Source organism: Arsukibacterium ikkense, from assembly GCF_000987775.1.
GTDB classification, from domain to species: domain Bacteria; phylum Pseudomonadota; class Gammaproteobacteria; order Enterobacterales; family Alteromonadaceae; genus Alishewanella; species Alishewanella ikkense.
Genome location: NZ_LAHO01000011.1, coordinates 48,431 through 75,129, shown reverse-complemented (window position 1 = coordinate 75,129; position 26,699 = coordinate 48,431). Strand labels below are relative to the sequence as shown.

At 52.7% G+C, this 26,699-nt stretch carries 19 protein-coding genes; 7 read left to right on the top strand and 12 right to left on the bottom strand.

Annotated elements, in window-relative coordinates; all coding sequences use genetic code 11:
• Window positions 1-70: 70 nt before the first annotated feature.
• The 3 genes from WG68_RS11860 to WG68_RS11850 all read right to left on the bottom strand — a co-directional run bounded on the left by WG68_RS11860 (window position 71) and on the right by WG68_RS11850 (window position 10,218).
• Entirely contained in the window at window positions 71-8,842 is an 8,772-nt protein-coding gene (locus WG68_RS11860) for a GH36-type glycosyl hydrolase domain-containing protein (protein WP_052749067.1), read from the bottom strand.
• Between the two features lie 133 nt (window positions 8,843-8,975).
• Window positions 8,976-9,740, bottom strand: coding sequence for a Crp/Fnr family transcriptional regulator (locus tag WG68_RS11855; RefSeq protein WP_046557911.1), 765 nt, complete (start codon window positions 9,738-9,740; stop codon window positions 8,976-8,978).
• 145 nt (window positions 9,741-9,885) lie between these two features.
• Window positions 9,886-10,218 carry a BON domain-containing protein gene (locus WG68_RS11850; RefSeq protein WP_046557910.1) on the bottom strand — a complete coding sequence of 111 codons (333 nt, stop codon included), beginning with the start codon at window positions 10,216-10,218 and terminating at the stop codon, window positions 9,886-9,888.
• A 167-nt stretch (window positions 10,219-10,385) separates the two neighbouring features.
• Here WG68_RS11850 and WG68_RS19550 point away from each other — a divergent pair, with 167 nt between their 5' ends.
• On the top strand, window positions 10,386-10,532 hold the full coding sequence (locus WG68_RS19550; RefSeq protein ID WP_152663087.1) for a lmo0937 family membrane protein: 147 nt from the start codon (window positions 10,386-10,388) through the stop codon (window positions 10,530-10,532).
• A gap of 22 nt (window positions 10,533-10,554) precedes the next feature.
• Window positions 10,555-11,217, top strand: coding sequence for a GGDEF domain-containing protein (locus tag WG68_RS11845; RefSeq protein WP_046557909.1), 663 nt, complete (start codon window positions 10,555-10,557; stop codon window positions 11,215-11,217).
• A gap of 88 nt (window positions 11,218-11,305) precedes the next feature.
• On the opposite strand, the gene WG68_RS11840 is transcribed toward WG68_RS11845, so the two are convergent.
• The 3 genes from WG68_RS11840 to WG68_RS11830 are packed head-to-tail and all read right to left on the bottom strand — an operon-like array spanning window position 11,306 to window position 13,789.
• The gene (locus WG68_RS11840; protein ID WP_046557908.1) at window positions 11,306-13,213 is read right to left on the bottom strand and encodes a S9 family peptidase; all 1,908 of its coding nucleotides are present in this window, start codon (window positions 13,211-13,213) and stop codon (window positions 11,306-11,308) included.
• Window positions 13,214-13,226: 13 nt separating this feature from the next.
• Window positions 13,227-13,475 (bottom strand): GNAT family N-acetyltransferase, encoded by a 249-nt coding sequence (locus WG68_RS11835; RefSeq protein ID WP_046557907.1) that lies wholly within the window; start codon window positions 13,473-13,475, stop codon window positions 13,227-13,229.
• A 2-nt stretch (window positions 13,476-13,477) separates the two neighbouring features.
• Entirely contained in the window at window positions 13,478-13,789 is a 312-nt protein-coding gene (locus WG68_RS11830; RefSeq protein WP_235357726.1) for a hypothetical protein, read from the bottom strand.
• A gap of 57 nt (window positions 13,790-13,846) precedes the next feature.
• On the opposite strand from WG68_RS11830, the gene WG68_RS11825 reads away from it, so the two are divergent.
• The gene (locus WG68_RS11825; RefSeq protein WP_046557906.1) at window positions 13,847-15,106 is read left to right on the top strand and encodes an NRAMP family divalent metal transporter; all 1,260 of its coding nucleotides are present in this window, start codon (window positions 13,847-13,849) and stop codon (window positions 15,104-15,106) included.
• Between the two features lie 15 nt (window positions 15,107-15,121).
• Here the strand turns inward: WG68_RS11825 and WG68_RS11820 are convergent, their stop codons facing one another.
• The 3 genes from WG68_RS11820 to WG68_RS11810 all read right to left on the bottom strand — a co-directional run bounded on the left by WG68_RS11820 (window position 15,122) and on the right by WG68_RS11810 (window position 18,878).
• Window positions 15,122-16,531, bottom strand: coding sequence for a hypothetical protein (locus tag WG68_RS11820; protein WP_046557905.1), 1,410 nt, complete (start codon window positions 16,529-16,531; stop codon window positions 15,122-15,124).
• 114 nt (window positions 16,532-16,645) lie between these two features.
• Window positions 16,646-17,137: an acetolactate synthase small subunit gene (gene ilvN, locus WG68_RS11815; protein WP_046557904.1), complete on the bottom strand. Its 492-nt coding sequence runs from the start codon at window positions 17,135-17,137 to the stop codon at window positions 16,646-16,648.
• A gap of 1 nt (window position 17,138) precedes the next feature.
• Window positions 17,139-18,878 carry an acetolactate synthase 3 large subunit gene (locus tag WG68_RS11810; RefSeq protein ID WP_046557903.1) on the bottom strand — a complete coding sequence of 580 codons (1,740 nt, stop codon included), beginning with the start codon at window positions 18,876-18,878 and terminating at the stop codon, window positions 17,139-17,141.
• Window positions 18,879-19,182: 304 nt separating this feature from the next.
• Here WG68_RS11810 and WG68_RS11805 point away from each other — a divergent pair, with 304 nt between their 5' ends.
• Window positions 19,183-20,028 (top strand): tetratricopeptide repeat protein, encoded by an 846-nt coding sequence (locus WG68_RS11805; RefSeq protein ID WP_046557902.1) that lies wholly within the window; start codon window positions 19,183-19,185, stop codon window positions 20,026-20,028.
• Window positions 20,028-21,245, top strand: coding sequence for a methyltransferase (locus WG68_RS11800; RefSeq protein WP_046557901.1), 1,218 nt, complete (start codon window positions 20,028-20,030; stop codon window positions 21,243-21,245). Before WG68_RS11805 ends, WG68_RS11800 begins: the two co-directional genes overlap by 1 nt.
• A gap of 28 nt (window positions 21,246-21,273) precedes the next feature.
• Here WG68_RS11800 and WG68_RS11795 read toward each other — a convergent pair whose 3' ends face one another.
• The 3 genes from WG68_RS11795 to speA form a co-directional block, all read right to left on the bottom strand.
• Entirely contained in the window at window positions 21,274-22,203 is a 930-nt protein-coding gene (locus WG68_RS11795) for an acyltransferase (protein ID WP_046557900.1), read from the bottom strand.
• Window positions 22,203-23,096, bottom strand: coding sequence for an acyltransferase (locus WG68_RS11790; protein ID WP_046557899.1), 894 nt, complete (start codon window positions 23,094-23,096; stop codon window positions 22,203-22,205). Before WG68_RS11790 ends, WG68_RS11795 begins: the two co-directional genes overlap by 1 nt.
• A gap of 110 nt (window positions 23,097-23,206) precedes the next feature.
• Window positions 23,207-25,093: a biosynthetic arginine decarboxylase gene (gene speA, locus WG68_RS11785; RefSeq protein WP_046557898.1), complete on the bottom strand. Its 1,887-nt coding sequence runs from the start codon at window positions 25,091-25,093 to the stop codon at window positions 23,207-23,209.
• Window positions 25,094-25,228: 135 nt separating this feature from the next.
• Between speA and speE the strand changes: the two genes are divergently transcribed.
• Both speE and WG68_RS11775 read left to right on the top strand, forming a co-directional pair.
• The gene (gene speE / locus WG68_RS11780; RefSeq protein WP_046557897.1) at window positions 25,229-26,092 is read left to right on the top strand and encodes a polyamine aminopropyltransferase; all 864 of its coding nucleotides are present in this window, start codon (window positions 25,229-25,231) and stop codon (window positions 26,090-26,092) included.
• A 123-nt stretch (window positions 26,093-26,215) separates the two neighbouring features.
• The gene (locus WG68_RS11775) at window positions 26,216-26,668 is read left to right on the top strand and encodes a DUF4124 domain-containing protein (RefSeq protein ID WP_046557896.1); all 453 of its coding nucleotides are present in this window, start codon (window positions 26,216-26,218) and stop codon (window positions 26,666-26,668) included.
• Window positions 26,669-26,699 lie beyond the last annotated feature (31 nt).

Sequence of the window (26,699 nt, the reverse complement as noted above, 5' to 3'; positions counted from 1 at the left end):
CAGCCTTGAACCCTAAAGATACTGCCAGCGTGCGTCTGCGTCTGTGCGCTACAACACCCAACGCCCTTCATTAACGTTCAGTCTGCTGAGCGGTGCGCCAGCTGAGCTGATGCTGCTGTTGATCTAACGGCAGCGTTAGACAGTTGGCGTGACTAAACAATGCAGACTCTGCTGGTATAGGGTTGCCGTCCAGCGTCAGCCCTGCTTGCTCAGGTAATACGTTCTGGCTAATCTCCAGCACATAGCGGCTGTTGGCAATGTTCACGGTAGCGCTAAAACCCGGCCAGTGTGCTGGCAGACAAGGGGCAAGACGAATATGGTTGCCATGGCGGGTCAGGCCAAGCAGGCTTTCAACACCGGCCCGGTACATCCAGCCTGCTGCGCCGGTATACCAGCTCCAGCCACCGCGGCCAATATGCGGTGCCACGGAATAGATATCAGCGGCCACCACATAAGGTTCCAGCTGATAACGCGCTACCGCAGCAGGGGTTAACGCATGGTTTAGCGGATTTAACATACTAAACAGCTGATGCGCTTTATCTGCCTGCCCCAGTTTGGCAAATGCCATCACTACCCACATGGCAGCATGGCTGTACTGGCCGCCGTTTTCCCGAAGCCCCGGCGGGTAGCCTTTGATATAGCCCGGGTTATTGACGCTGTTGTCAAACGGCGGGGTAAACAGCAACAGTAGTTGGTGTTGCTGTTGCACTAAGTACTGGTCGACTGCGGCCATTGCCGCTTCCGCGCGCGCCGGCTCAGCCGCATCGGATAGCACCGCCCAGGACTGACTTAGCGAATCCAGCTGGCACTCGTCGCTATGCTGGCTGCCAAGCCAGCTACCATCATCATAGGTAGCACGTTTGTACCAGTTGCCGTCCCAGCCATAATGTTCCATGGCACTTAGCAGGGTGTCGCTATGCTGTTGCCACTGCGCAGCGCGCGGGTCTTGTCTGGCAACAGCCAATGCAATAAATGGCCGCAGGGCGCTTAGCAGTAACCAGCCCAGCCAGATACTTTCGCCCAGCCCCTTGCTGCCCACCTGGTCCATACCATCGTTCCAGTCACCACTGCCAATTAGCGGTAAACCGCGTTTACTGCTCAGGCTGATTGCCAGGTCCAGGCCGCGGGCACAATGCTCATACAAAGACGCTACTGTGTCGGTTGGCATTGGCTGAAAGAATGCGTCATGCTGTTCAGGCTTTAACGCCGGCCCTTGCAAAAAGTTGATGTCCTCATCCAGTACTGCACTATCACCCGAGGTTTCGATATAGCGGTTGCAGGCAAAAGCCAGCCAAACCCTGTCGTCAGAAATACGGCTGCGCACGCCCTGGCCACTGTGTGGCAGCCACCAATGCTGCACGTCACCTTCAACAAACTGCCGCTGTGCTGCCCGTAACAACTGGGCCCGGGTTAGCTCTGGTGCAGCAAAGCTTAACGCCATGGTATCTTGCAGCTGATCGCGAAAGCCATAAGCCCCGCTGGCCTGATAAAAGGCGGCCCGGGCATGCACCCGACAGGCTATGGTTTGATACAGCAGCCAGCCGTTTAGCATAATGTCCATAGCGCGGTCCGGTGTTCTGACCTGTACCGCCTGCAATAGCTGTTGCCAGTGCTGCTTCACCTGCTGCAGTACAGCGGCTAAATCAGCCTGGCGGTAGCGCGTCAGCAGCGCCAGCGCACTGGCGTTATCAGTGCTTTGCCCAAGAAAAAACACTAATTCAATTTGCTCGCCCGGGGCCAGGGTCAGCTTGTGTTGCAAGGCCGCACAGGGGTCGAGTGCTGCGCCACTGGCCGCGCACAATGTGTGCTGCGCCAGCAATGCCTGTGGGTTCTGGCTACTGCCATTGCGGCCAAGAAACTCGGTGCGATCAGCGGTCCAGCCGGATAACGCGGTGTTGCCGCCCAGCGCCGCAAAAGCCACCCGGCCGGCAAAAGCCGTTTGCCAGGGGTTTTGCACCAGTAATGCAGCGTGCTCACTGGCAAATTCACTGATTAAATACGGGGCGCAGGCCGCACGATCCCTGCCCAGTACCCATTCGGCATAAGCGGTGACCTGCAGTTGCCGCGGTTTGGTTGACGTGTTTAGCAGGGTCAGGCGGGAGATCTTAATCGGGTCGTTCAGCGGCACATACTGCAATAAGCTAAGTTGCAGGCCCTGTGCGTGGTGCTGAAAGCGGCTGTAACCAAAGCCGTGGCAAGCGCTGTAAGGGCCACCATCGTTGACCGGGGTACAGCTGGCGGTAATCAGCTGGCCGCTGATCAGGTCCTGCACATAGATGGCTTCGGCGCAGGGATCGGTAACCGGGTCATTCGACCAGGGGGTAAGTTGGTTTTCCCGGCTGCTTTCTGCCCAGCTGTAACCACTGCCGCAGGCGGATACCTGAAAACCAAATTGCGCATTGGCAATCACATTCAGCCAGGGCATTGGCGTACGCTGGTAGTGCTGTAACAGAATGACGTATTCACTGCCATCATTGGCAAAACCACCCAGGCCATTAAAAAACTCCAGTTTACTGCTGTGGTAACCCGCGATGGCCTCGCTTGTGTTGTCGGTCAGTTGTGCGCTGGCAACGGTTTCAGCTGCTGGCACGGCTATGGGCTGATGCGCTGGCTCAGGGGCTAAACGTTGCAGCTGTCGCTGTAAATTGCCGCGTCGGGCATACAGTACCACCCGGGCAATAGCCGCCAGCAAGCTGCGGCTGGCGACGCTCATCAAATCGGCACGCAACGTGTACACATTGCCGCTGCTTAACGTTGGTGCGCTGGCCGGCGGTATGACGGCTGGCCGGCTCTGGCTGCTGCGAACCAGCGTTTCTATCGCCTGTTGTAAGTCCTGCACGTAAGAGCTGGCGCGCTCGTTGATGATCACCAGATCTACCGCCAGCTGCTTTAAATGCCAGTATTCGTGCGCCCGCAATAACTGGCGGACGCTGTCAATATCGTCGATATCATCAATGTGCAACAGAACTACCGGTAAATCGCCGGAGATGCCATGTTGCCAGACGCCAGCCTGCGAATCGGCACCACGCTTAATGGCTGCCGGCGGCGAACGAAAGCGCGGGTCATTGAATAATAACGGGCCGGTCAGGCGCTGGAATAGCGCTGCTTCGGCGACACTGACGCCAAGGTGACGCAATTGCACCTGTGCCAGGGTCCAGGCCAGGGTAGCGGTGCGTTCGAAGGCACTGAACTCGTTATGTTGTTCAATCAGTTGCAGCAGTTCCTCGCGTGAGCTGGCCAGCAAGGTCCAGAATGCCACTTTTAGCTGTTTGCCAGCAGCAACGGTGACGGTTGGCCGGATACTGAGGATGGGGTCGAGCACAGTGCCAGTGCTGTTGCTTAGCGGCTGATAGCGCCGCATCGCCTGTGCCTGCTGCAAACTGTTGCCTGTGCCAAAGAACAAGGCCCGATCAGTTTCATATTGTAAGGCGCCACTTTGCACCAGATCAGCGCTGCTCAGCCCTTGCACCACAGCAAAATGGGCCAGCCACAGCGGTGTTTCCGCAGGGGTACGCGGGCGGCGGGTAGCAATAATGGCACCGAGCTCGCTGCTAAACTCTGTTTGTACAAACAACTTGGAAAATGCCGGGTGGGCATTGTCGTTCTGGGTATTGCCCAGCACCAGTTCAGCATAAGAGGTAAGCTCCAGTGTTTGCGCGCGCTGGCTATGATTACACAGGGTGACACAACGCACTTCACCGTTGTGCTCAGATGACACGACCACCGTTAAGCGGGCGCTGATTTTTTTCTGCTGCACACTGAATTCTGCCGCTGCTTCACTAAAGGTCACGGCATGGCCACTCGCCGGCGTGTTGCTGACGACAGCGGGTTGCAGGCTAACCGCCCAGCATTGCGGGCTGCTGCGCTCACGCAACAAAATATAGCTGCCACCATTATCCAGGGTGCTATCGGCGCGCCAGCGGGTAATCGCGATCCCATGCCAGCGACTGTAGCCGCTGCCTGCTGCACTTAACATCACACTGTAATTACCGTTACTGAGGATATGGGTGTAGGGGGTGCCGGCCGCTGTTGGCTCGGGACTGAGTTCCACCAGTGATTCGCTGCCAGCAGCGGCAATGCTGACCGTTTCAGCCTGCGGGTGCACATTCAGGATATCGCGGGGCACCCGCTCTTGCAGTAACAGTTCACAGGCGCTGATGATAGGCTCGCGATGAAAGCGGTTACGCATCAGCCCCTGTTGCAGGGTATTGAGAATCGCGATCAGGGTCATGCCCTGATGGTGCGCCATAAAACTCTGGATCAGCACCGGTTGGTCGGGCTGGGGTTGGCGCGCTGGCGTGTAATCCAGCGCTTCAATAAAACCATAATCACCCAGCGCACCCAGCCGGGCCAGCCAGGCAAAGTTACGGCAGGCGGCGGGTGCATCGACCATACTGGCCAAGGCAGTGGCATAAGGGGCTATTACCCGGTTTTGTGCCAGGCCACGTTTTAAACCGAGCCCGGGTACACCGAAATTAGAATACTGATAGGTGAGATGCAGGTCGCGGGCATTATAGGCCGATTCTGAAATCCCCCAGGGTATATGGTGTTGTTGGCCGTAACTGATTTGTCGCGCCACGATCAGGCGGTTACTTTGCTCCAACAGACTGCCCACTGCCGCACGCATTACCAGCGATGGCATCAGGTATTCAAACATTGAGCCTGACCATGACAACAAGGCAGCACCATTACCCAGCGGCGTGGCGCTGCGGCCGAGCCGAAACCAGTGCTTGCTGTCGATATCGCCTTTGGCGATAGCAAACAGGCTGGCGAGGCGGGCCTCTGATGCCAGTAAATCATAACAGCTGCTATCCAGTTGATTGTCGGCAACGGTGTAGCCAATTGACAGCAAATTACGTTCCGTATTCAGTAAAAACCGAAAGTTCATGTTGAGCGCCATTGCTCTGGCGTCCACGGCCAAATTGGCTAAACGCTGTTGCAACTGCAGCTGTTCAGCGCTGCTGGCCAGGTTGTCGTGCTGGTGCTGTTGCAGGGTTTGCCAAAGTGCCTGCAAATAAAACAGCAGGTTGTCACTGTGCGGCTGCGCGGTTGCCGTGGCCGGGTGGCACTCGCTGCTACTCTGGTACAGACTCAGCGCCTGGTTCGCCAGTTCAATTAAGCTGGTGTGCAGCGGTGCCAGGCGCTGGCTGGTATTTTTCAACTGAACGGCCAGCCTTTCCAGGCAAGCGTGTAGCTCTGGATCATGCTGCAGCATACAGCCGCTGTGCTGCAGGCTTTGTTGGGCCAGTACCAGGTTGTCGCTTACCCCCTGCAGTGCCTGAGGTGCCAACAGCAGTTGCTGCCAGTCTTCCAGGCTATTGGCCAGAGCCAGCAAATGCCCGGCCAGATTGCCGCTGTCAACCGATGAGATATAAGCGGGGGCCAGGATGTGTAAACTCTGGGTATCGTACCAGTTGTAAAAGTGGCCCTGAAAGCGATTAAGCCGGCTTAAGGTTGCAAAGGTTTGCTCCAGTCTGCAGACGCTGGCGTGGGTGCCGAGCCAGCCAAAATCGCGGGCTGTCACCACAGATAGCAGGTAGACGCCAATATTGGTGGGCGAGGTGCGGTGAGCAATAACCGGCTCGGGGGTTTGCTGAAAATTATCCGGTGGCAAGCTGTTGTCATCGGCACTGACAAAGCGTTCGAAAAAGCGCCAGGTGCGCCGGCCAATCAACCGCAGGCTGTTACTCTCAGTGCTGGTAAGCGACCGGCTTTGCTGCTGGCTGACAGGCAGGCTAAGCCAATACATCAGGGCTGGTGCCAGCTGCCATAAACTGAACAGCGGCGCAAACAGGAGCAGATTATGCGGCGCCTGCCAGATGACCAGCACAGCGCTGAACCAGCTTAGGATTAAGCCGGGCAGCATCTGGCGGTAATAGCCGGCCAGGGATCGTTGCGGCTGAGCACTACTCTGGGCAGTAGTCAGCCACTGGAGCAGCAGTTTACGGCTCACCAGCAAACGCCACAGGGTAATGGTAATAGCATGGCTCATCCGCCAGGCCTGATCGGCCAGTAATACAAGCTGTAGCAAGCACTGGAGCAGGGTTTGGCCAAAGTCTGCCAGTAAGTTGCTGTAAAGGCTGCGTAGCTGAACAGCCCCACCGTTTTGCAAAATACTGTGTCGGGGTAATAAGGTAAAACGGTGCAGCATTAATGGTGGCAGCAGTAATACCACAGCGAGCAATAACGTGGCGTGCAGTGCCAGCGGCCACGGCAGCAGTAACGTCAGAGTAAGGGCAAGAAAACCGGCCGGCGCCAGCATTGATCGGCGCAGATTATCGAGCATTTTCCAGCGACCCAGCAAGGGCATCCGGATTGAGGCAGGCTGACGCCGGCTAAACAGTGCCTTAGCCAGCCAGGGCAGCAACTGCCAATCGCCGCGGGTCCAGCGATGCTGCCGCTTGACGGCAACGTCGTAACGGGTCGGGAACTCTTCGACCACTTCGATATCTGACACCAGGCCGGCGCGGGCAAATATGCCTTCAAATAAATCATGGCTGAGCATGCTGTTGGCGGGCACCCTGTTGTGTAAGGCCGCACTGAAGGCCGCAACATCGTATATGCCTTTGCCGGTAAAGGAGCCTTCAGCAAATAAATCCTGATACAAATCAGATACTGCGCTGGCGTAGGGGTCAATGCCGGCCGGGCCCGATGTTAAGTGCAGGTAGCGTGAGCCTTGCCCGGCGAATGCCAGTGCAGGCGTAACGCGTGGTTGCAAAATACCGTAGCCGGCAATGATCCGTTGTTGTTGCCGGCAAAATTGTGGCCGGTTCAGCGGATGGGCCATTTTCCCGACCAGTTTCACCGCAGCATTGCGCGGCAGTCGGGTATCGGCATCCAGGGTAATCACATACCTTACCTGCGCCGGCACGGCATTCGATAACAGCGGGTATGCTGCGCTGCTGCCACAAAACGGGTTTTGCTTGCCAGCGTCAGCCATCGGCTGCTTACCGGCGGCCAGCAGTACCTGGTTTAAATCGCTGAGTTTGCCGCGTTTGCGCTCTGCACCCATCCAGGTTTGCTCGCTGGGATTGTACTGACGCTGGCGTTGCAGTAATAAAAACCGTGGGCAGGACGCAGCACCAGCAGGCGCTATAGCAGTGGTGTAGTGCATATTCAATGCCGCAACGCCATCTATAGCTTGTTGCAGTAATGCCTGATCTGCCGGCAGGTGTTGCTGGTGGGCGTCGGTAAAATCTGACAGCAGGGCAAAGTAGATATCTCCGTTGCCGGCGGCCAGATAGTGTTCTTCCAGACGCTGTAAGTGCTGGCGTAACTCGGCTTTATTGCTCAATAGTACAGGCACGACGACAAGGGTCCGCAGCTCAGCAGGTATCCCCTGGCTTAGTTCAAGCGCCGGCAGCACATTGGCAGTGCTAAAGCGGCTGGCCATATGTTGCAGCAGAGCACTGGCCAGTTCAGTGAGCGGTATCGCGGCCAGCAATACCAGCCACAGCCAGCTCAGGCCGCTGATCGCTAACAGTGTGCCGGCTAGCAGCATTAAACCGGCGCAAAGCACCATAAACAGACTGATATAACTGGTAATGCCGCGCCAGCCCAACCAATGCTGCAGCGCGTGCCAGATACCGGGTTTGATGCCAAGCTGCCGTTGCAATGCCCCCCGGCCATGGCCGAGTAAATGATAACCACAATCGGCTTCGCGCTCAGCTTGTACCGGGTTGCTGCACTGGGCGGCACTCTCGCTGGCGGCCTGCAGTACCTTGGCGGTTACCGTGAGCTCTGGACATTTCGCCAGGCGTGCTAACTGCTCAATGGCCGTGCGGTATAAATTGCGACTGGCAAAATCCATCTCAGCAAAACGGCTGGCAGCAACCAGTTGCAGATCGACCAGGCTGACCTTTTCAAACAGTTCGGTCCAGTCTATGGCTGAAATCCGCCGCATGCTGGTCATCACATTGCGCACACTGACATTAGAAGCGCCCAGTCTCTGCTGGGCTCTGAGTACCACCTGCTCAATACTGTCGTTCTGTGCGGTTAACTGCTGGCTGAGCCATTGCAAAGCGGGTGTGACGCCAGGGTCGTGATCGCGTAACCGTTTTGCCAGCTGAGCGGCAAAGCTGTCATCCAGTGCGCCACGGTACTGGAGCACGGTATGCTGCCAGTCTGCCCCGGCTAAAATAGTATCGGCCAGCTCGTCGGCTGCTGCGCGCTGCGCCAGACCCCGGCTGATTTGGTCGGTTAAGCGGCGCAGGTTTTCAATCAGCACAATGCGTAAGGTAATGGCCACCGCCCACAGCTCGCCAATGCTCAGCGGTTGCACGTGCTGATACGCGGCCAAAAAGCGACTTAGAATTGCCGGGTCAAAGTGACTGTCAGTATGGGCGACATAAGCCCAGGAAATGCCGAGCACTCGGGGATAGCCACGAAAGGGGCCACTGGCCAGTTTAGGTAACTGGCGGTAATAGCCGGGTGGCAAATCGTCGCGAATTTCCCGGATTTGCTGCTCGACAATATGGTAGTTGTCCAGCAACCATTCTGCGGCGGGGACAATGCTATGCCCGGCTTGCAACTGTGTTGCGCTGACCCGGTAAGCTGCCAGCAAGGTTCGGGCATTGGCGCTCAGCCGCTGTTGCAAGGCCGGGCGGCAATACAACCTGAACTGTTGCCACAGTGTGGTATCGCTGACAATGGGCTGGGCAGCTGCCAGGCTATGGGCATGCAGTTGCAGTCGCTCGACACTGAATAATTCGGCCCGCACTGGCGCAGTTTGCTGCCATAGCGCAGGAGAAAACCGAACACTGGTGTGCTGCACTAAAGTACGAAAAGTGTGTAAAAGTGGCCGAAAAAGGGCACCCAATGTAGTGCGAAAAAGTAAAGGCATAGTAACCTGCAACCAATAACATCAATGTTAATGGCTTAGCTTAGCCTGTGCTTACGCTGCAGTCGGTGCGCTATCGTACATAGAACTGCTGGTACTGCTTTAGAATTTTTAGCATTAATAATTATAGAGACAGCTACTTTTTAAAGGCCTTATCTAACTTGTTAAACGGCAGCAAGCGGTCGGTTTCGGTTTTTACCACGCTATAACATTCACAGCTTAGTTGTTCCAGTTTGCAGCGGTTGGTCACCAGGATATGGCCCCTGCTGTAATCAATAACGCCCTGTCTGTGCAACCGGCCAGCAGCTTCAGTGACACCTTCGCGCCGCACGCCAAGCATGTTGGCGATCAGCTCCTGGGTCATTATCAGGTGGTTATCTTTTAAGCGGTCCAGGGATAACAGCAGCCAGCGGCAGAGTTGCTGGTCGATACTGTGATGGCGGTTGCACACCGCGGTTTGTGCCATCTGGGTGATCAACGCTTGCGAATAGCGCAACATTAAATACAGTAATTCGCCGTGGCGGTTAAACTCATCTTTCATCCGATTACCAAATAACCGATAAGCATAGCCCGCGCTTTGTACTACGCCTCTGCTGGTGGTACTTTCGCCGCCCATAAACAGTGCCACACCCACCAGCCCCTCAAACCCTACCACTGAAATCTCGGCAGAAGCGCCATTTTCCATTACATACAGCAAGGATACAATGCAATCGGTGGGGAAATACACATAGCGCAGCACATCACCAGACTCGTATAGTACTTTTCCCAGCGGCATTTCTACCAGTTCCAGATGCGGGAATAGCCGTTGCTGCACGTCCGCAGAAAGCGCGTTCAGCAGATGGTTATGTTCAGGTTGGTGCAAAGTAGCAGCAAGCGGCTGCTTGTTGGCCGACTGTGGCATAAGATTGTCCTTATCGTTATGTTGACAGCTTATCAGTATAGTTGGACTAGTTGTTAACTCTGTTCGTTGTCGAACATAGAGGGAAAAGTCAGGTCAGATATGCTGCATGGCGTGCCTGACCTATGGCACGCCCGATGGTTAGCACCTAATCAGGATTAGCCGGGCTGACAACGTCCAGCTCGTTGTTTACGTTTTTTATGCCGGCAACTTGCTGCACTATTTCAGCTGCGCGTCTTTTGTCTTCACTCGATGCCACAGTGCCGCTCAGCGTTACCTGACCTGCTGCTGACACCATTACGTTGATATCACTGCGGGCAAAAACGGCATCGCGTTGTAATGCTTCGGTGACGGCGCTGCCAAGTCGGTTGTCCTGTTGCTGGCTATTCTGACCCGCTGCTGCCGGTTTGTTGTCGCAGCCGGTTACAGCCAGCAGCGGCAGCGTCAACAGCAACGCCTGTAAAGTAGTTAGTATTTTCATGCTCAGATCCTCAGTTGATAACCTAGCCAGCTTACGCGGATATTGAGCCGTTCTCTGTGCGTTAGCGCACCCTGAAAAATATCAATAGCTATGTGTGACAGCGCACATACCAGCGGAATACATTGCGGTATAGTCAGACTCTTTGGACAGTTAACAGGGAAAGCGTTATGTTAGAAACCATTATTGTATTACTGATTATTCTGTGGGCCCTTGGCCTGGTGTCGTCTTACACCATGGGTGGCTTTATTCATATTTTGCTGGTGGTAGCCCTGGTAGTAGTGGCAGTGCGGCTGATCCGCGGTCGCAGGATTTAGCGACAGCAGGCAGGAGGCCAGTATGCAAAGTAAACCTAATGGTATCAGCCATATTTATGGTGTCTGGCCGATTCTGCATCACAAAATTCTGCTGGCCCCCAGGCGTAGCTATGCTCAGTTAGAGCAGGCACTGCAACGGGCAGAAGATTTGACTGAACGGACGCTTTGCGAAATGCTGGCGCTGCGCCAGAGTCAGCAGTCAGCTGAGCACACTGATACACCAGATAAACAGCATATGCGGCGCCAGCTGCAATTTATGATTAAACAGGCACAACGCCACAGCCATGGCTTTGCATTGTTATTTGTACAGCTGGATCATTATCAGAATATTGGGCAACGCTATGGCATAACAGTAGCGAAGCAGGTGAGCGAATTGACGCTGGCGCGCATGCTGGCCGTTGTACGCGAGTGCGATAGCATCAGTCAGCAGGCCGATGGTCAGTTTCTGTTGTTAATCACCGATGTCAGCCGCATCTATGATGCCGTGCTGGTGGCGGAAAAGCTGATGCAAAAGCTGACCCTGCTTAATGGCATTTGTCCTGAGCCACTGGACATTACGGCCAGTATTGGCATTAGCCGCTTTCCGGAAGATGGTAACGATGCCAGCTTGCTGATCGAGCGCGCAGCTGCTGCTATGTTGCATGCACAAAGCCGCGGTGGTAATCAGTTTTCACTGCTGCGCTAACTGGCCTTGGTATCGTGGCTTAGTAATGGTTTTGCTGCATAACCACGTGCCGCTGGCAGCGACAGGTGGTTATTTGCAAAGCCTGTTGTTACAAATACTGCTTTAAAAATGCCAGATAGGCCTGCTGGGCGGTGATCCGGTTGCTTTTTTTCAGAAAACCATGGCCTTCATCTTCGAACAATACATATTCTACCGGCACATTATTGGCGCGAATGGCTTCGACCATTTCATCACTTTCAACCTGCAACACCCGTGGGTCGTTAGCACCTTGCACTACCAGCACCGGCTTTTTAACCTTATCAGCGTGAAACAGCGGAGATATGCGATGCAGCCGCTCGCCGTCTACTGCCGGATCACCCAGCTCGGCATATAACGACTCCCGAAATGCCTCCCACCAGGGTGGAATACTTTCCAGGGTGCGCACCCAATTTGTTACCCCGAAAATATTAATGCCAAGGTTAAACTCGTCGGTAAAGGCCATGGCTGCCATGGTCAGGTAACCCCCGTAGCTGCCGCCCATTACGCCAATGCGATCGCCAGCTACCCAGTCCAGGGTTTGCAGGTATTTTTTACCGTACACAATGTCTTGCAAATCATCCTCACCGTGGCGCAAATCATCCAGGTGAAAAAAGGTTTTGCCATAGCCAGCTGAGCCGCGGTTATTAACCGATAATACCGCGTATCCATGATTAACCAGATGCTGGAGCATCGGATTGTAGCCGGTACGCGACTGGCCGCCCGGACCGCCATGGATCCAGATCACCGCTGGCAGCTTCGTATTAGCTGTGGCCTGATGTGGTTTGTACAACAGCGCTGGTATGGTTACATCGTCAAAGCTGTTAAAGCGCACTACCTTGCTTTGTACCAGATGCTGCTCGTTGATGCTGCTGTCCAGCGCCTGGGTTAAACGTTTTGCAGCGGGGCTGCCCAGCTGCCAGACATATAGATTAGACGGGCTGTTATCAGCGTTTAAGTAAAAACTCAGATATTTACTGTCAGCGGAAAAGGTCACGCCGCGTAAATCGCCGGCCGGCAGCTCTGGCAACTGCAGGGCCTTGCCCGTGGGCAGGTGAGTAATGCTCAGCACCGTTGAGGCATCAGCATTGACCCCTTGTACCCGGTATTGTTTATCATCGCTGAAATAAATAAAGCTGATATCCCAGTCGGCCTGGCTGTAGGGTGAGGTCGCGCCGCTTTGCAGGTTGTAGCTGTAGGCCGCAACAAACTCGCTGCTGCCATTGGCGCCAAACAGCAATGCTGTGCTGTCCGGGGTAAAACCATACACCTGATGCGAAATATTACCCTGGTGCCCGGTAATTAATACCGGGCTGGCGTTACTGTTACCAAGCTGCAGCAGGTACAGGTTGTTGTCAGCATTATTGCGCTCTTTGCTCAGTGCCACATAGCGGCCGTCCTTACTCACGGCGCTGATGCCATAGCCATCACTATTGCTAAATACCAGCTGGCGGCTGTAGTCGCTGCCGTTGTAGTGATACAGGTCAAAAAAGCGCGGGTCGCGCTCGTTGCTGGCAATGTAAAAGCTATGGTCGTTATGCCAGCCAACAAAGTAAGCTTTAAGCTTATCGCCGGGGGTCAGGTCCCGCACTGTGCCATCCACTTCACGCAAATACACATGGTTCAGCTCGTTGCCGCCCTGATCGGCGGTATACAGCAGCCGGTCATCTTGTGGAAACCAGCTGACCGGAAAGGCCGGATCGGTAGTCGATTGCGTTAATGGCTGCCAGTTACTGCCATCCAGGCTTACCCGATACAGGTTAAATACGCCGCTTTCATCCGAGGCGACCAACATCGCAGTGGCATTATGATTAATATCATTACCAAAATAGGTTTTGGTGGCAAAAAATTGCTCGGCACTGTATTGCGGCACATTAAGGCTGCTGCTCTGCTCAGCAGCGATGGTGCTGTTGGTGTTACATCCGCTCAGGATGGTGCTCCCTAACAGCACCGCCAGGGCAAAAGTGAGGCGTGATAACATAGTAAGTCCTTTTTTAGTCCAGGAATTTTTTCACATACCAGCAGCTGGCATAAATGGTTAAGTTCTGTGCTCTGGCCCAGGCCAGGCCGTAGCGCACCAGTTTTTCAGCCAGGCCCTGGCCGCGCAACTCCGGTGGTACAAAGGTATTGGTAAAGTTGATGGTATTGCCGGCCAGCTGATAATCCAGTTGTGCCTGCTCGCCGTCGCCGGCCAGCACAAAACGCTGGTGCCAGGCCTGGTGAATAATATCGTCAGCGTCCATGGTTAGCTTTCCTCCAGCCAGGGCGTTTGTGGTAATAAGTTTAAATGGCTGACATAGCGCGCCAAATTAAAGCTTTGCTGGTGCTCTATCACATCGACCATTTCCGGCGCCAGGGCGCAGGCTATCATGGCAATAGCATCATCATAGCTGCTGCCGGTCATCCGCAACCGCATCAGGGTAGCCTTTACTTCGCTGGGGTAGTTGTCGGCTAATTGGTTTTCGACCACTTCAAACAACATGGCCTGATCGAGCTGTTCATCCTGCATAGTGCTAACCTTGTATTGTTTGCCAGGGTAGGCAAACTGTTGCTGCATCGTTAATTTGCTTAGGCTAAGCTAGCCGGCAACAAATAACAATAAGCAGTGTAGACTATGCAAGTTCAGCAACAAGGTTGGCGCGAACGTTGGCGAGGCCGCCTGCAGGCATTAGGCCCGGGTATATTAATGGCAACCGCCGCTATTGGTGGCTCACATCTGGTGGCCTCTACTCAGGCCGGTGCCTTATATGGCTGGCAGCTTATCTGGCTGATCTTACTGGTTAATATTCTAAAATATCCATTTTTCCGGTTTGGGGTGCAATACACCCTGCAGCACAATGAAAGCTTGTTGCAGGGCTATCAGCGCAAGGGTAAAGCCTACTTTTACAGCTTTATCGGCTTAAATATTATTGCCGCTGTGGTTAATACCGCCGGCGTGCTGTTGCTGACGGCCAGCTTACTGCATTATGCGCTGCCCTGGCCGGTAGCGGTACCGCTGCTTTGTGCATTAATTCTGGCTGTCTGTTTAGTCATTTTGTTGCTGGGCCATTACCGGGCGCTGGATAAGGTGGCCAAGCTGATTATGCTGCTGTTAACGGTGGCCACCGTCGCGGCGGTGATTATTGCCGTAAGTAACGGCAGTAATGCCCCGGCCGATTTTGCCGGCCCCTCGCCCTGGCAACTGGTATCGCTGGGCTTTTTGGTGGCGTTAATGGGCTGGATGCCGGCGCCAATTGAAATATCTGCCATCAGTTCGTTGTGGCTTAAAGCTAAACTCCGCCAGCAAACCATTAGCCGTGAGCAGGGGCTGTTCGATTTTAATCTGGGTTACTGGCTTACCGCTGCGCTGGCATTAGTGTTTGTCAGTTTGGGGGCGTTGGTGCAATACGGCTCCGAGCAGGATATCGCCATGGCCGGGGCGGCCTTTGCCCAGCAACTGATTGGCATGTATGCCAGCACTATTGGCGACTGGGCCAGGCCACTGGTAGCACTGATAGCCTTTCTATGTATGTTCGGCACCACCATCACCGTGCTGGATGGTTATGCCCGCACCCTGAACGAGTCGTGCACGCTGCTGGGCTGGCAACAGCCGGACAACCGCGCCAGCCTGAGTGGCTGGTTGCTGCTGCAGGCGGCCAGTGGCATGGCGCTGATTTTGTTCTTCCAGGCCGCCCTTGGCCCTTTGCTCACCTTTGCTATGACCCTGGCGTTTTTAACCACCCCGGTGTTCGCCTGGCTGAACTACAGTTTGATGACGGGCAAAGGTGATATGGGTTTAAGCTGGCCACTGAAACTACTGAGCTGGGCGGGGCTGTTGTATCTGACCGGCTTTGCTTTGTTGTTCTTAGCCTGGTTCAGCGGGCTGTTGTCGTGAACATTTCAACACGCCTTAGTACCAGTTGATATTAAGGCTGTCGAGCAGGCCCTCATTGTTGTAAGTGGCTTTTATTTCTACATTATCACCGTACAGGGTCAGTTGATTCAGGCTGTCAAAAGCATCAGGAAACTGCGCCATAAAGTCATCCCGGCTAGCTGGCAACGCCAGCAATGCCAGCTGTTGTTGAATATCACTGACTGCATAATCGTTAATAATGTTAGTAACGCGCAGGCCGGCAATATTACCATTACGATAGCTCACGGCCAGGGTTGGTGTTAACACACTAAGTTCATTACCATCCCGTAGCTGAATTCGATTAAAAATAGTATTTTGGGGAATGGTAAAAGAGCCTGCTGCTGCTAATGTGGCCAATTTCGCCAGGCTGCTTTTCAGCGACGTTAGTTCGTCAGGCGAGGGTAACTTCAGCTGTATTTTTTCGAGAGCAACCGGGCGTGACAGCAGGCTGATATTAACCAGCTGTAATTGGTTTTCACTACTCTTTACATCCAGATAGGGAGCAAACTCAAGGATTAACTGGCGATCCTTCCGCTGCAGGGCAAATTGATATTGATCCAGTTGAATGAGCTGCTCCTGATAAAAGGCCCTAATATCTGCGATTGCAGTGCGCCGACCAAAACGGTTATCAAGTTGCCAGTTGTGCTGCTGAAAGCGCAGGTTTTCGACCAGACGCATTTTAATCTCTGCTGACAGTATATGGTTGCTCTGTTGAAAAGCAACGGCAGTGCTGCCAGCAAAGATGACCAGATGCTCCTGACCATAAATCCACGCCATGTTGTTATTTTTCAGGGTCAGCACGGCGTCAGGCGTGCCAAATAACGTCTGTACTTGCTCGGTGCTCATGCCGGGTTCAGCGCCATAAAACCCTTGTGTTAGCGAGATAGCTTCCGCCAGTGGCAGCAGTTTCTCGCTGGCTTGCTGGTTTTTAACGGGTATAGAAATTTCAAACTGTATATTGGTGGCCAGGGCTTGCTGCTGGGTCTGACCTTGGCGAACACCTGCACTGCTGTAAGGTGTGTAGACTGTGGGTAATGAAAGGTCTTCCTGACACAGGGAAATTAACTCGCCTGTAAGGCTATATTTTACTTCGAAGCCGGAATGCCTGATGGTTCTGAGAGACTGACTGTTGCCCATGATCCCCTGAACCTCGGTCAAAATAACTGCGTCAGCGCCAGCTGCAGCTGCCTGCTGCCTTACTTTAATAATCGCGTTTTGTAGTAGGGCTTGTTTTGCGTCTTCAATATTATCTTCCATGACAATGGCTTTATCAGAGGCTCTAGCCTGCATGAGCAGCGGGTATTCACACTTTGGATAACTGTTTAATACCGGTGGCAAACTGTCGTTCGCATAGCTAAGGTTACTGGCAAAGCAGCTAACAACGAAAATGACGCGGAAAAAAAGCATTGGCTGTCATGGCTCCTTAATGGCTAGCAGCCGAAAATAACATTGTACCTGTTCAATGTAAATGCAGCAGGATCCCACAGCATGATATCGTTACCATGCTGTGGAAATAGCGCCTTACAACGCCAGGGTCTTTTCACCGCGGGCAATACCTGACACACCGCTGCGCACCACTTCCAGAATGGGTGTGCCGGCCAGTGCCTGGATAAAGGCATCCAGTTTATCGCTGGTACCAACTAACTGCACGGTGTAGGTGCTGGCGGTAACATCGATGATCTGGCCGCGAAAAATGTCGGCACAGCGTTTTACTTCATCGCGTTGGGCGCCGCTGGCTTTAACTTTAATCAGCATCAGCTCGCGCTCCAGATGCGGCGAGTCGTTTAAGTCGGTTAGTTTTACCACTTCAATCAGTTTATGCAGCTGCTTGGTAATTTGCTCAATCACCTGATCATTTCCATGGGTAACCAGGGTTAAGCGCGATAAGGTCGCATCTTCAGTGGCGGCCACGGTTAGCGAGTCAATGTTGTAACCGCGCTGGGCAAATAAACCTACCAGCCGGGCTAAGGCGCCTGATTCGTTTTCCAGCAGTACAGAAATAATATGTCGCATGTTAAGTCCTCTCTGTTTTGCTTAAAAACATCTCATTCATGGCCCCACCCGGAATTTGCATCGGGTAAACGTGCTCTTTCGGGTCAATATGAATGTCGAGGAATACCAGCTGATCTTTCAGGGCAAAGGCCCGCTCCAGCGCCGGAATAAGTTGCTCGGGTTCGGTTACCCGAATGCCTACATGGCCATAAGCTTCCGCCAGTTTGACAAAGTCGGGCAGGGAGTCCATATATGAGCTGGCATAGCGTGACTCATAGTTCATATCCTGCCACTGCTTCACCATACCTAAATAGCCGTTATTCAGGTTAATAATTTTTACCGCTAAGCCGTATTGCTTACAGGTTGATAACTCCTGAATATTCATCTGAATCGAGCCTTCGCCGGTGACACAGACCACGTCGGCATCGGGGAAATTCAGTTTAACGCCCATTGCCGCCGGCAGGCCAAAGCCCATGGTGCCAAGGCCACCGGAGTTAATCCAGCGGTTGGGTTTGTTAAAGCCATAATACTGGGCAGCGAACATCTGGTGCTGGCCAACATCACTGCAAACAAAGGCATTGCCTTTGGTTATTTTACTTACCTGCTCAATGACATATTGCGGTTTTAACTGTGGTGCAGCGTTGTCGTAGCGGCCACCGTGCACTGCGCGCCACTCGTCTATTTGCTGCCACCATTTTTTTAAGGCCGCACTGTCCGGTTTTTTCTTCTTTTGCTGCAGCAGTTCCAGCATTTCACTGAGCACCGGTTGTACCAGGCCCACTATCGGAATATGAGCATTGATGGTTTTGCTGATGCTGGCCGGGTCGATATCAATATGAATAATAGTGGCATCGGGGCAGAATTTTTTGGTGTTGTTAGTTACCCGGTCATCAAAGCGGGCACCGACTGCCAGAATTAAATCGGCGTGGTGCATAGTCTGGTTAGCTTCATAGCTGCCGTGCATGCCCAGCATGCCGATAAATTGCTTGTCGCTGGCCGGGTAGCAGCCGAGGCCCATTAAGGTATTGGTGACCGGTAAGTTCAGCAGCTGCGCCAGTTCAGTCAACTCCGCCGATGCCCCGCCCATGATCACCCCGCCACCGGCATACAGTATCGGTTTTTTTGCCGCTAACAGCGCTGTAATGGCCTTTTTAATCTGGCCACTGTGCCCTTTTAATTTTGGCTGATACGAGCGCAGCTTTACTTCACTGGGATAAAGGTACGGAAAAGTCTGGCTGGGGATGGTCATATCTTTTGGAATATCGATCACCACCGGGCCGGGCCGGCCGCTTTGCGCGATATAAAAGGCTTTTTTGATAATGGCCGGAATATCTTCCGGCCGGCGCACCGACATATTGTGCTTACAAATCGGTCGTGAAATACCCAACATATCGGTTTCCTGAAAGGCATCGTCACCAATTAAATGACTCATGACCTGGCCTGTCAGCACCACCATCGGGATCGAATCCATGTAGGCCGTGGCAATACCGGTAACGGCATTGGTGGCGCCGGGGCCGGACGTGACCAGCACCGCGCCGGCTTTACCGGTAGCCCTGGCATACGCATCGGCCATATGGGTAGCGGCCTGTTCATGGCGCACCAGTACATGTTTTACTTTGGTTTGCTGAAATAACGCATCATAAATGTGCAGTACTGCGCCCCCCGGATAGCCATAAAGGTATTCTACCCCTTCATCGGCCAGCGCCCGGATAACCATAGCGGCACCCGATAACATCTCGGTTTGTTTCGTTTGGCTTGTCATGGTGTTGTCTCATAGTTTTTATAGCAAAAGCGTATGTCTAACGCTGAAAATTCAGCATTAGCGTCAAATTCTGCAGTGCGCGAAATGGCACTGCCTGTTTGCTACGTGGACGGGTTGGTCACTATGACGTTCTTGTTATTGCTTCTGTTGAAGTCGTATTATCTGAACGCTCAGATAATTTACGGGATGTGACAACGAAAGTCGATGGTTTTTTCGGATTTGCCGTGAGTTGCTCAATGCTTGTAAAATAACGCTTCCGACCACATAGTATGGCCATTACGGCGAAATACAGGACCTGTCAGTTATGCAAAGCCCCATCGTTGATGTCACTCTCCAGAATGCCCGTGAGGTGCTGGAGCAATCGAACACCCAGCTGGTGCTGTTTCAGTTCCATTCAGCCCGCAGTGAAGGTTGTCAGCAACTGGCCCCCATTTTAACGGCGATAGTGCAGCGTTACCCGCAGCAACTGCTGCTGGCCAGGGTAGATTGCGACCAGCAGCAGGATTTAGCCATGCAGTTCGGCGTGCAGTCGCTGCCCACCGTGATGCTGATTAAAGACGGCCGGCCGATAGACGGTTTTGCCGGCGTGGAAACCGAACAAGCCATTATGGCTCGCTTGCAGCCTTATTTACCCAAACCAGAGGATGAACTTATCGGTAAGGCGCAGCAGTTTCTGACCGAGCAAAATCCGGCCGAAGCTTATCCGCTATTTAAACAGGCGCTGCAGTTAGCCCCTGAGCGCGCTGAGCTGAAAGTCTGGCTGGCCGATACCGCCGTTAGCCTGGGCCAGTTACCGCAGGCGCAGGCATTATTGGCCGAAGTGAAACTGGCTGATCAGGACAGTGTTTATAAAGCGGTGCTGGCCAAATTAGAACTGGCACTGGAAGCAGCCGACACCCCGGAAATCCGGGCACTGGAGCAACAACTGGCAGCCAAACCCGATGACAGCAACATTAAAGAGCAATTAGCAGTGCAGTATCAGGCAGCGCAGCGCAGTGAAGAAGCGTTGGCGCTGTTACTGGGTATCTTGCAGCAAGATCTTAACTTCGGTGACAGCAAGAAACTGTATCTGGATATTCTGGCAGCCCTACCCAAAGGCGATGCGGTAGCCAGCCAGTACCGGCGTAAACTGTATAGCCTATTGTACTAATGACCGACAATACGGGGCTGCAGCAGGCTTTTATCCGCTGTAGCGCCTTGCTGCAGCAATACCAGGCTTACTGGCAACTGGTGCCCTTTGCCTGCCAGCAACTGCCCTGGCATAACAGCGCACTGGCAGAAAAACTAATGAGTCTGCCAGCGCAGCAGCTGGCAGACATTGACCAAAACCCGCTATTGCAGCAACAGCACTTTGCCGGGTTTTTCAGTGGCTTATTTGAGCTCGATACTTATCTGACAGTAGCAAGCCCGGAGTTTTCCACTGCTGCGCTGGCTACTGCCCAACTGAAACCGCTACCTTTCTGGCTGGCCAATGGCATTGGCGGGCGCAAGCTGGCGCAAATAGCGGCGTTCGCTGAGCAGTTGCCACCGAGCAAGTTACCGATGCTGGAATGGTGCGCCGGTAAAGGTCACTTAGGCCGCCTGCTGGCCTGGCAGTTTAACCGACCAGTAACCAGTATTGAATGGCAACAGCAGCTCTGTGTTGCTGGCAGCGCATTGGCCACCCAGTTTCATATTCCACAACGCTTTGTGCATGCTGATGTGCTAACGGCCCAGGGCAGTGCGGTATTAGCGCCACAACAACAGGTACTGGCGCTGCATGCCTGTGGCCAGTTGCATATTCAGTTACTGCAACAGGCCAGCGCCACCGGTTGCGAGCAATTGCATGTGGTGCCCTGTTGCTATCATTTAATCCCTGACGAGTATTATCAGCCGTTATCGGTGACGGCCCAGCAACAAGATTTAACGCTGAGCCAGCACGATTTAAAGCTGGCGGTGCAGGGCCAGGTGACGGCGGGAGCCCGTATTGAGAAGCTGCGCCACACCGAAGTGCAATGGCGGCTGGCTTATCAGGCGCTGCGTGCCGAGCTTACGGGCGACCCTGACTACCGGCCGTTATCGTCAGTAGCGAAACATTGGTTTAGTGGCGATTTTGCTGACTTTGCCCGCTGGGCCGCTACGCAGCATCAGCTTTGCCTGCCAGCCTCGCCAGACTGGCAGTATTATTTACAACAAGGGGCAGTGCATGGGGCTTTGGTGCGGCGCATTGAACTGGTAAGGCATCTGTTTCGCAGGCCACTGGAACTGTGGCTGGTGCTGGACCGCGCTTTATACCTGCAGCAACAAGGCTATCAGGTAAAGTTAAACGCGTTTTGTGATTATCAGGTGACACCGCGTAATTTGCTGTTACAGGCCTGGCGTCAGTAAGTGATGAGCAGCATGCTGAACCGCGGCATCAGCAGGCCAGTTGTTGCTCGCTGCGGGCTTGTTGCTGTTGCTGATAAAAATCATGAATATACTGGTCTTTTGCTTGCCAGCGCTGGTTAAGCCATTGCTGAAAGTGTTCCCGAAAGACCGGATCATTAAAGTAGTCGCCCATCACCTGCTCGTCTACTGCCAGCACCTCTGCCTTGATCACAATCCTTTTTAAGCGGCCCATTAGCATATCTAAAGCCACGTGTTGCGGGTTGTCCGGGTAAATTAAGGTTAAATCTAAAATAGCATTAAACTGCTCACCCATGCTGGCCAGGGTAAAGGCAATGCCGCCGGCTTTCGGCGGCAGTAAGTATTGAAACGGACTTTGCTTGGCCAGCCGCTTTTGCTCGGTACAGCGGCTACCCTCAACAAAATTGATAATGGTAGTGGGTACCGTTACAAACTTAGCGCAGGATTTGCGGGTGGTCGCAATATCCTTGCCTTTTAAATGCGGGTGCTTAGCCAGGGTGGCGGCGCTGTAACGTTTCATATAGGGCATATCCAGCGCCCAGCAGCCAGTTCCTAAAAAAGGAATCCATTTTAACTGATCTTTTAAGAAAAACTTTGGTTCAGGTATCAGCCTGTGCGCAAAGCCACTGACAACCGGAATATCCAGCCAGCTTTTATGGTTGGCGATTAGTAAATACCAGCTTTCCCGATCCAGTGTTTGCTCGCCACTGACTTGCCAGTCAACATCATTAAATACATTAATCAGACCAGTATTAACAATGGTCCAGCCACGAAAGCAGCTGCGCCCGGCCATCGCCAACAGACGGTGCACGCCTTTAAAAGGCAGCAACAGTTTAACAATACCAATAGGCGTCACCACTAAGCCCCAGAATGCCAGGTTCAGGGCAAAACAGCTAAAGCTGATAGGTAACAGTAACCAGCCTGGTAACACACTTAACATCAGCCTACTCCTTTTTGCGCTAATGCGGCCAACTCCTGATCTTTTTGCTGCCATAACTGGTTAACCCACTGCTGAAACCGCTCGCGGTAAACCGGGTCGTTATAGTCGCCAATTAAATCATTACTGATTGGCAATATCTTAATCTGCACCGTTATATCACGAACTTTACCGGAAATATAATCCCAGAACGTCGGGATACCCTGCGGGTAATGAATGGTCACATCCAGCATTTTATGCAGCTGACTGCCCATAGCGCCGAGCACAAAGGCCACGCCGCCGGCCTTGGGTTTTAATAAACGGCTAAATGGCGATTGCTGCTGATCATGTTTTTGTTTGGTGAAGCGGGTACCTTCAACAAAATTCATAATAGTGGTCGGTTTAAACTGAAACTTACGACAGGCCTTACGGGTGGTCTCAATATCTTTTCCCTGCAGCTGCGGATTTTTCTGCAGAAACTTCTTGCTGTAGCGCTTCATAAAGGGAAAATCGAGAGCCCACCAGCAAATGCCCAACAAGGGTACGTAGATCAGCTCTTTTTTCAGAAAGAATTTTATAAAGGGGATTTTGCGGTTAAAAATATTCTGCAGCACCAGAATATCGGCCCAGGACTGATGATTGGCTAAGATCAGATACCAGTCTTTGCGCGATAGCTGCTCCAGCCCCTGCACATTCCAGCGAATACGGGTAAACATCTGGGTTGTCAGGTTGTTCAGGCTGATCCAGGCAACCGCGCAGGCATCCAGCAGGTAGGTCATCCAGCTTTGCCAGCGACTAACAGGGGGCAGTTTTAAGATAGCCAAAATAACAACCGGCACAAACCAGAACAGGGTATTGATAAAGTACAGCAACACCGACAACACGCCGACAATAGGCTTGGGTAAAAATGCAAACATAACGCACCTGATTATTTAGTGCTGCCGGGGTTGGCAACAGGAAATAAGCTTAAGACAAGCAGAGCAGCCATTGGCTGCTCTGCACTTGTCCGATCAGTGGCTATTCTAGCTTAATCTTCGAAATAGGTATAACCATAAACACCAGATTTCAGTTCATCCAGCAGGGCATCTTTCTGCTCGCTACTCATATCCAGTTTCGCCAGTTGTTTACTGTATGACATTAACAGCTTTGTCGCGTCAAACTGCACGTAGCGCAGTACGTCGGCGACGGTATCACCTTTAATGATGTTAGTGAGCTTGTAACCGCCATCATCGGTTAGTTCAACGTGTACTGAATCGGTGTCGCCGAACAGGTTATGTAAGTCACCCAAAATTTCCTGATAGGCGCCAACCATAAACATGCCCAGCAGGTACTGCTCGTCTTCTTTGTAAAAGGGTAGCGGCAAGCTTGATTCAATACCATTGCCATCGGCATAACTTTTTAACTGGCCGTCCGAATCGCAGGTAATATCCTGAATAATAGCCCGATGTTCCAGTGATTCGTTCATCCGTTCCAGTGGCATTACCGGAAACAGCTGGTCGATACCCCAGGCATCCGGCATCGACTGAAATAAGGAAAAGTTAACAAATAATTTGTCGGCCAGTTTTTCATTCAGCTCATCGTGAATTGCCCGGTGCGAGCGCGCTGATAAATCCAGGTTGGCCCGCACTTTGTTAATGGTAGCAAAGTAAATTTGTTCCAGCAGCGACCAGTCCTGCAAGGTGAGCAAACCATGCACATACTGGGCATGGGCATCGGTAAAGTAGTGAATGGCATCATGATACGCCTCTACCGCTGAGCGCGGGGTAACGTTCTGATAGGCTTCCCATAAACCTAAAATAACGGTGGGGGCATCATCGCTTGGCTCAGGTAAATTCACCAGGCCTGGCGCCCGCTCAATATCAATGGCGTCGGTTACCAGCACTGCGTGGTGAGCCGTCATCGCCCGGCCCGACTCGGTAATAATATTTGGGTGCGGCAGGTCGTACTCGTCGCACACTTCTTTTAAGCCGTTAACGACATTGCGGGCATATTCCATCATGGTGTAGTTCATGGAGCAGGCCGAGCGCGACTTCGAGCCTTCGTAGTCGACCCCTAAACCGCCACCCACATCAACAGTGGTAATAGGCACACCCAAGGTACGCAGTTCTGCATAGTGGCGGGCACATTCGCGAATGGCATTGTGAATATCGCGGATATTGGCAATTTGCGATCCGATATGAAAATGCACCAGTTGCAGCAAATCCAGTTTGCCAGCGGCGCGCAGTACATCTATGGCCTGTAGCACCTGGGTAGCGGTCAGGCCAAACTTACCTTTTTCGCCGCCGGTATTTTGCCACTTGCCTTTACCAACCGAGTTTAAGCGAATGCGAATACCAATGCGTGGTGCCGCGCCTAAGTTATCAATTTCCCGCAGCAGGGTTTTTAACTCAGACAGCTTTTCCACCACCACATACACGGTGTGGCCCATCATCTGGCCAATGGTAGCAAGGCGCAAAAACTCGCTGTCTTTATAGCCGTTACAAACAATTTGCAGCGGCTTTTCGGTCACGCCCAAAATGGCCATCAGCTCTGGCTTACTACCAGCTTCCAGACCTACTTTGCCGCTTTCGTGGCTGATTAACCGTTTTACCACTGAAAACTGTTGGTTCACCTTAATCGGGTAAACGGCGGTATACTGACCCTGGTAGTCTTTTTCGGCTTTCGCATTTCTAAATGACTTAATCAGGGTATCAACCCGGTGCTGCAGAATATCAGTAAAGCGCACCAGTACCGGTAGAGTCAGGCCTTCTTCTTTAAAGCGGTTGGTCAACTCCGGGAAGCTGATGCCGGCTTTACTGTGATCCTGATCCGGATACGCAATTAAGTTGCCATCCTGGTTCACATCAAAATAGCCTTCACTCCACACAGCCACGTTATAAATTGAACGTGCTTTTTCAATACCCCAATCAGCCATTACGATTCCTTAAAAATTTCTCTGTCAGATAGTGTAAAGCCTATGCCGCTCAGCTGCAGCAAAAAACGATAAAAATTTGTTTGTTGCCGCCCATACAGGCAAAATATGCGACCTATACGTTTAAGAGGAATAAAGATGTCAGTATTTGATGACAAAAAGTGGTTAACCGAAGTGTTTGCCGACAGCGGCAGCGTCTTTGGCCTGGCCATTACCAGAAAACTGGACGAAGTTCAGTCGCCGTTTCAGAAAATTGCGATGTACGAAACCAGTCATTTCGGTAATTTAATGGTAATTGATGACGTGATTATGCTCAGTAGCCGCGATAACTTTTTGTACCACGAAATGCTGAGCCATCCGGTGTTATTTACCCATCCTAATCCGAAAAACGTAGTCATTATTGGTGGCGGCGATTGCGGCACCCTGCGTGAAGTATTAAAGCACCCCGGGGTTGAAACCGTCACCCAGATTGATATTGACGAACAGGTTACCCGGATGGCAGAAAAATACTTTCCGGAACTGTGCGCCTCCAACAACGACCCGCGGGCAACGCTGCAATTTGCTGATGGTATTAAGTTTATGCGCGAAGCACCTACTGAATCAGTTGACGTGATTATTGTCGATTCCACCGACCCCATTGGCCCAGGTGAAGGCTTATTTAACCGCGCCTTTTATGCCAGTTGCCTGCAAGCGTTGCGCGCTGGTGGCATTTTAGTGCAGCAAAGTGAGTCGCCGTTAATTCATATGCCACTGCTATCGGCCATGCGCCAGGCCATGAGCGATGCTGGCTTTGCGGCGTTGCAAACGTTGAACTTCCCGCAGATGGTGTATCCGTCAGGTTGGTGGACTTGCACTCTGGCGCGCAAAGGTGCGGCGTTTAATGGCTTTCGTGAAGCCGATGCCCAGCAAGCACCTTTTGCTACCGAGTATTACAATGTAGACATTCATAAAGCGGCCAGTGCGTTACCCAATTTTATGCGCAAAGCACTGGAAGCCAGTTAAACCGTGGCTGAAGTAGACAAAGCAGCTTTGCGCCAGTTGAACGCCGAAAATAAATAACAAACATCACTTGCTTAATTGGCAAGGCTTTTGTACATTTATTGCTCATAACAAAGGTGAAGTAATATGAGATACTTGTCGTTATTGTTTTTTGGGGCTTTTTCAGCGCAGGCGACGGTGTATAAATGTGACACGAACGGCGTAGTCGAGTTTAGCCAGTTCCCTTGTGCTGATAATGCTGAAGCATTAGATATGCGTCCGGTAGGAACGGCTTTGTCTGGTACGCCAGGTGAGTTCCGGCAGCAGGTCGATGCCGTTAAGCGCCGAAGCCGTTTTGTTGAGTTTCAGATAGCCAAACTGGAACAGGAAAGAACGCAGGCAGTGGACGAGCTTAAATCTGAGCAATATAAACTGCGGCGCAGCTTCCCGCGGGCAGAAGAGCTTACGGCCATTGCGCAGAAAATTGAGCGAACTGAACAACGTTATGCCGAACGGATTAGCACCGAGCGCGCGACGTTACGCGGTTTGCAGGCGCAGGTAGTTACCCTGGAGCGGCAATACGCTCAAACCTCTAATTAATTATTGTAACGTTAAAAAAGCCCGCGCAGTA

Bases quoted from the DNA above. Each gene is read 5' to 3' on its own strand.
- WG68_RS11860 (WP_052749067.1), bottom strand. From the start codon at position 8,842: ATGCCTTTACTTTTTCGCACTACATTGGGTGCCCTTTTTCGGCCACTT.
- WG68_RS11855 (WP_046557911.1), bottom strand. From the start codon at position 9,740: ATGCCACAGTCGGCCAACAAGCAGCCGCTTGCTGCTACTTTGCACCAA.
- WG68_RS11850 (WP_046557910.1), bottom strand. From the start codon at position 10,218: ATGAAAATACTAACTACTTTACAGGCGTTGCTGTTGACGCTGCCGCTG.
- WG68_RS19550 (WP_152663087.1), top strand. From the start codon at position 10,386: ATGTTAGAAACCATTATTGTATTACTGATTATTCTGTGGGCCCTTGGC.
- WG68_RS11845 (WP_046557909.1), top strand. From the start codon at position 10,555: ATGCAAAGTAAACCTAATGGTATCAGCCATATTTATGGTGTCTGGCCG.
- WG68_RS11840 (WP_046557908.1), bottom strand. From the start codon at position 13,213: ATGTTATCACGCCTCACTTTTGCCCTGGCGGTGCTGTTAGGGAGCACC.
- WG68_RS11835 (WP_046557907.1), bottom strand. From the start codon at position 13,475: ATGGACGCTGACGATATTATTCACCAGGCCTGGCACCAGCGTTTTGTG.
- WG68_RS11830 (WP_235357726.1), bottom strand. From the start codon at position 13,789: ATGCAGCAACAGTTTGCCTACCCTGGCAAACAATACAAGGTTAGCACT.
- WG68_RS11825 (WP_046557906.1), top strand. From the start codon at position 13,847: ATGCAAGTTCAGCAACAAGGTTGGCGCGAACGTTGGCGAGGCCGCCTG.
- WG68_RS11820 (WP_046557905.1), bottom strand. From the start codon at position 16,531: ATGCTTTTTTTCCGCGTCATTTTCGTTGTTAGCTGCTTTGCCAGTAAC.
- ilvN (WP_046557904.1), bottom strand. From the start codon at position 17,137: ATGCGACATATTATTTCTGTACTGCTGGAAAACGAATCAGGCGCCTTA.
- WG68_RS11810 (WP_046557903.1), bottom strand. From the start codon at position 18,878: ATGACAAGCCAAACGAAACAAACCGAGATGTTATCGGGTGCCGCTATG.
- WG68_RS11805 (WP_046557902.1), top strand. From the start codon at position 19,183: ATGCAAAGCCCCATCGTTGATGTCACTCTCCAGAATGCCCGTGAGGTG.
- WG68_RS11800 (WP_046557901.1), top strand. From the start codon at position 20,028: ATGACCGACAATACGGGGCTGCAGCAGGCTTTTATCCGCTGTAGCGCC.
- WG68_RS11795 (WP_046557900.1), bottom strand. From the start codon at position 22,203: ATGTTAAGTGTGTTACCAGGCTGGTTACTGTTACCTATCAGCTTTAGC.
- WG68_RS11790 (WP_046557899.1), bottom strand. From the start codon at position 23,096: ATGTTTGCATTTTTACCCAAGCCTATTGTCGGCGTGTTGTCGGTGTTG.
- speA (WP_046557898.1), bottom strand. From the start codon at position 25,093: ATGGCTGATTGGGGTATTGAAAAAGCACGTTCAATTTATAACGTGGCT.
- speE (WP_046557897.1), top strand. From the start codon at position 25,229: ATGTCAGTATTTGATGACAAAAAGTGGTTAACCGAAGTGTTTGCCGAC.
- WG68_RS11775 (WP_046557896.1), top strand. From the start codon at position 26,216: ATGAGATACTTGTCGTTATTGTTTTTTGGGGCTTTTTCAGCGCAGGCG.